Genomic DNA, 5,524 nt, shown 5'->3' with positions numbered 1-5,524 from the left:
TGGCATTTTTATAGCTTACCTATTTATTACTTTGCTAATTTTTTAGCTAGGTATAACCATGTTTCTATCACTGTATCAGGGTTTAGTGAAACAGAGTCAATGCCCTGCTCTACTAACCATGCTGCAAAGTCTTCGTGATCTGAAGGACCTTGGCCACAAATGCCTACGTACTTTCCTTTTGCTTTAGCTGTTTTAATTGCCATAGAAAGTAGCTTTTTAATTGCAGGGTCACGCTCATCGAATAAATGTGCGATTAAACCAGAATCACGATCAAGACCAAGCGTTAACTGTGTTAGATCGTTAGAGCCGATAGAAAAACCATCAAACATTTCTAAAAATTCATCAGCAAGTAATGCATTTGAAGGTAGCTCACACATCATGATTACTTTTAGACCATTCTCGCCGCGTTTAAGACCGTGTTCTTCTAGTAATTCAATTACGCGTTTGCCTTCTTCAAGGGTACGTACGAATGGGATCATGATTTCTATGTTAGCCATATCCATGTCGTTTCTTACGCGTTTTATAGCTTCACACTCTAGTGCAAAACAATCGCGGAAGTCTTCAGAGATATAACGTGCGGCACCACGAAAACCAATCATTGGGTTTTCTTCTTCCGGCTCATATTGCTGACCGCCAACTAGGTTTGCGTATTCGTTTGATTTAAAATCAGACATACGCACAATTACACGCTCTGGTGCAAATGCACAACCAAGCGTTGAAATACCTTCAACAAGTTTTGTTATGTAAAACTCTACTGGTGATTCGTAACCGGCAATCATGTCAGTAATTTCTGCTTTTAATGCATCTGTTTGAGCATCAAAATTTAATAACGCTTTAGGGTGAACGCCAATCATACGGTTGATTATAAATTCAACTCGCGCAAGACCAACACCTGCATGCGGTAAGCGTGCAAAGTCAAATGCACGATCGGGGTTACCCACGTTCATCATAACTTTCATTGGTAGTTCTGGCATTTTATCAACGCGTGACGTTAGTATTTCAAAATCTAAAATACCTTCGTAAATAAAGCCGGTATCGCCTTCGGCGCACGATACTGTTACTTCTTGTCCCGCTTTAATTAAATCAGTTGCATTACCACAACCAACAACTGCCGGAATACCAAGTTCGCGTGCAATGATTGCCGCGTGACACGTACGTCCACCACGATTTGTAACAATCGCTGCAGCACGTTTCATGATTGGTTCCCAATCAGGGTCGGTCATATCGGTTACTAAAATGTCGCCTACTTGTACCTGATCCATTTCTTTGATTGAATCGAGAACACGAACAACACCGCTACCAATTTTATGACCAATTGCACGGCCTTCAACAACAACGTTGCTTGTACCATTTAATTGAAAGCGTTCCATTACGTTAGAGTCTTCGTTTGAGCGTACAGTTTCTGGACGTGCTTGAACTATATATAGTTTGCCGTCGTTACCGTCTTTTGCCCATTCGATGTCCATAGGACGACCGTAATGTTTTTCGATGATTACAGCTTGTTTGGCAAGTTCTTGCACTTCTTCATCTGTAATCGAAAATTTATTTGAAAGCTCAGGGGCAACATCAACGATGTCTACTTGCTTACCATGTGCTTTATCTTCTGAGTAAATCATTTGAATGGCTTTAGAACCAATGTTACGACGTACTACTGAAGGTTTATTTTTAAGGAGTGTTGGTTTATGAACATAAAACTCATCAGGGTTAACTGCGCCCTGTACAACCATTTCACCTAAGCCGTAGCTTGATGTAATAAATACAACGTCTTCAAAACCAGACTCTGTATCAATGCTAAACATTACGCCAGATGCTGACTTATCTGAACGTACCATGCGCTGAATACCCGCTGATAACGCCACACCACGGTGATCGTAACCTTGGTGAACACGATACGAGATTGCACGGTCGTTAAATAATGAAGCAAATACGTGTTTGATAGCGACCATGACTGAATCGATACCGACAACGTTAAGGAAAGTTTCTTGCTGGCCTGCGAATGATGCATCCGGCATATCTTCAGCGGTAGCTGATGAACGTACTGCGAATGATACATCTGCTGCAGTATCGCCGTGGAGTTGGCTATATGCTTCGCGAATGGCTTGATCTAGGTTTGGTTGGAATGGTGTGTCGATTATCCATTGGCGGATATCGGCACCGACTTTAGCGAGTGTATTTACATCATCAACATCAAGTGTATCTAAGATGTTGTGAATTTTTGCTGTGAGTCCTGATTGATCTAAAAACTCATTAAAAGCATCTGCGGTAGTTGCAAAACCACCCGGTACTTGTACACCAGCGTTTGCTAGGTTTGAAATCATTTCGCCAAGTGAAGCGTTTTTACCGCCAACTCGAGGAACATCTTGCATACCAAGCTCTTGATACCAGAGAACGTATTCTTGCACGGATCTTTCTCCAAAAAAAACAAATTGTAGGTCTAACTGTGAGAGTTAAGAAAGAAAACCTTTAATAAAGGCCATCATCATTCTACACTGGCAATAGTCCTCACGTAAACCGTGAGAAACCCATTTAAGGGATTTAAACGTAATATAAAGGTTAACTATGAGAACTGCTTTTTATATATCAGATGGAACAGCAATTACTTCAGAGGTGTTTGGGCACGCGACTTTGTCGTTGTTTCCTATTGATTTTAATCATAAAACAATTCCATTTGTAGAAACTGAAGAAAAAGCGCACGAAGTTAAAGCATTAATTAATGCAACCGCTGCAAAAACAGGCGAAAAGCCATTTGTTTTTTTACTTTTGTTAATCACAATTTAAGTGAAATTATAAAATCTGCTAATGCAGTTACCTATGATTTTTTAACTACATATAGCGAAAAAATAGAAAAAGAACTCAATGTAGCCCCTGTTCCAAAAATGCATCGTACGCATTCTATTCACGAAAAAAGTTATGATTTTAGAATTGATGCCGTTAATTATGCTCTTATGAATGATGATGGCGGAAATATTAAAAACTTTTCTGAAGCAGACATCATTTTAATTGGCGTTAGTAGAAGTGGTAAAACACCCACAAGCTTATACTTAGCTCTGCAGTACGGCATTAAAGCGGCTAACTACCCTATTACAGAAGAAGATTTAGACAATGAAGGCTTGCCTAAGTGTTTAGTCCCTTATAAACATAAGTTATTTGGACTCACGATTGACCCTGAGAGGCTTGCGGCTATAAGGCATCGACGTATGGCTAACTCTAAGTATGCTTCAATTAAACAGTGTCGTATTGAGGTTCGCGAAGTGGAAATGTTGTATAAGCGTCATAAAATTGCTTACTTTAATTCTACGCATCATTCTGTTGAAGAAATATCTGCAAAAATATTGATAGAAACAGACTTGGAGCGACGTAAGTACTAACTTATCGATTAGGACGTGTTGAGCTTTGGTGGGTGAATTTGCAGCAGTATGTTTGGTTTTTAGGCAAGGCAGAGCCTATGTAGTGTTGTTATTCCCCATAAATAGGCGATAACGTAGCATTAATGGTAAACATGCGCTGCCCTTTGGATTCTTTCTAGGGACGATTAACTCTTTGTTGCCTACATGGATGTTGGTAAGGGGCGTGGGCAGGACGCGGAAGCTTTGCTCGGTTTTTACTTATTCTTACATGGATGTAAGCCAGTAGAATAACGCAGGAGCAGTTATCGAGTCCACTAGGTTACAAACCTCGCGCCGCGATTAAATCTTCCTTGGATTGAACAAATTTCAATCAACAAAGGTCAGCACGCCCTAGATTAGAAACAAAAAAAACCGCAACTAAGCGGTTTTTTGTATCAATAAATATTATTTACGTGCGTCTTTTAGTAAATCAGCGACTAAAAAGCCTAACTCTAATACTTGGTCGGCGTTAAGGCGTGGATCACACTGCGTTTTGTAACGCTGCGCTAGGTCATCGTCAGATAAACCGTAAGCACCGCCAGTACACTCTGTAACGTGCTGGCCTGTCATTTCTAGGTGAACACCACCTGCGTATGAACCTTCAGCTTTGTGTACAGCGAAGAACTGACTGATCTCGCGCATAATATTGTCAAAGTTACGTGTTTTGTAACCTGATGTCGCTTTTTCAGTGTTACCGTGCATTGGATCTGAGCTCCAAATTACTTTACGGCCTTCTTGTTGAACTCTTCTTACTAGTGCTGGAAGTTTTTCAGGAAGTATATCTGCACCCATACGCGTAATTAGCGTTAAACGACCAGGAATATTATCTGGGTTTAATGCATCAATTAAACGAATTAGGTCATCTGGGTCCATACCTGGGCCAACTTTAACACCAATTGGGTTTTTAATGCCTTTAAAAAACTCAATATGTGCATGGTCTAGTTGACGAGTACGTTCACCAATCCAAACAAAGTGAGCAGAACAATCGTACCAATCACCTGATAAGTGGTCGCGACGAGTAAGCGCCTCTTCGTAACCAAGTAGTAAAGCTTCGTGAGAAGTGTATAAATCGGTTTCTTTTAAGCTTGGCGCGATTGTAGAATTAATTCCGCACACTTCCATAAACTCTAATGCGTCTTGAATTTTATCTGCAAGTTGTTGGTATTTTTCTTTAAGTGGATTTGCAGCAACAAAGCCCATGTTCCAGCGGTTTACCTGGTGAAGATCGGCAAGGCCACCTTGTGCAAATGCACGTAATAAGTTTAATGTAGCGGCACTATGGTGGTATGCAGTCATTAAGCGTTGTGGATCGGGTATACGTGCTTCTTCTGTAAACTCGATATTATTAATAATATCGCCACGGTAAGATGGTAAAGACACACCATTAATTGTTTCTAAGTCTGCTGAACGAGGTTTAGCGTATTGACCAGCCATACGCGCTATTTTAACTACAGGGCATTTACCACCGTAAGTTAATACAACAGCCATCTGTAAGATTGTTTTAAATGTATCGCGAATGTTAGCGGCATTAAAATCGCTAAATGATTCTGCACAGTCGCCGCCTTGAAGTAAAAAAGCACGACCTTCGCACACATCTTCAAGTTGTTTGAATAGGCTTCTTGTTTCTTCAGCAAAAACTAAAGGCGGTGCCGTTTTTAATTGGCTTTCTACTGATTTAAGTATTTCTTGATCTGGGTACTGTGGCTGCTGCAGTATTGGCAGCTCTCTCCAGCTATTTGGGTTCCACGATTGCATAATTTTTCCTCATTCCTACATTACCTGATAAGAAGAAATTAACGTATGCAGGCCCCTATGTTCAAGGACTAAATTCACTATTTTCCAATTATTTAGTTATGAGTTAAGTATAAAAGTAATCTTACTTAACCTAGGTGGTTATATAACATACACTTTATTTTTATTTTAAAGAAACTAAAACGTTAAAATACATGAGCTTAGAGTTAAACATTCACAGTTTTAACGCATTGATAATAAATAGCATATAAGGGTATGATATGCACAATTTAATAAAGAACACATCATACATAAATTGCGACTAATGTAACCTTAACTTTACAGTAGAAATTAATAAATAACTGCCAAATACTATGTGTGGGCATTAATGTATGATATGGAGTTTG

At 39.7% G+C, this 5,524-nt stretch carries 2 protein-coding genes and 1 pseudogene; 1 reads left to right on the top strand and 2 read right to left on the bottom strand.

Annotated features, from left to right (window positions below; genetic code table 11):
• Nucleotides 1–26: 26 nt before the first annotated feature.
• Nucleotides 27–2,402 carry a phosphoenolpyruvate synthase gene (gene ppsA / locus P20652_RS12480; RefSeq protein ID WP_008167289.1) on the bottom strand — a complete coding sequence of 792 codons (2,376 nt, stop codon included), beginning with the start codon at nt 2,400–2,402 and terminating at the stop codon, nt 27–29.
• Between the two features lie 157 nt (nt 2,403–2,559).
• On the opposite strand from ppsA, the pseudogene P20652_RS17710 reads away from it, so the two are divergent.
• A pseudogene (locus P20652_RS17710) lies at nt 2,560–3,368 on the top strand (pyruvate, water dikinase regulatory protein).
• 423 nt (nt 3,369–3,791) lie between these two features.
• On the opposite strand, the gene P20652_RS12485 reads toward P20652_RS17710, so the two are convergent.
• Nucleotides 3,792–5,141: a class II 3-deoxy-7-phosphoheptulonate synthase gene (locus P20652_RS12485; RefSeq protein WP_008167282.1), complete on the bottom strand. Its 1,350-nt coding sequence runs from the start codon at nt 5,139–5,141 to the stop codon at nt 3,792–3,794.
• Nucleotides 5,142–5,524 lie beyond the last annotated feature (383 nt).

It is taken from the genome of Pseudoalteromonas sp. BSi20652 (genome assembly GCF_000239855.1).
Taxonomy (GTDB): Bacteria; Pseudomonadota; Gammaproteobacteria; order Enterobacterales; family Alteromonadaceae; genus Pseudoalteromonas.
Note: the sequence above shows the minus strand (reverse complement) of the source record. Positions and strands in the feature narration are given on the sequence as shown.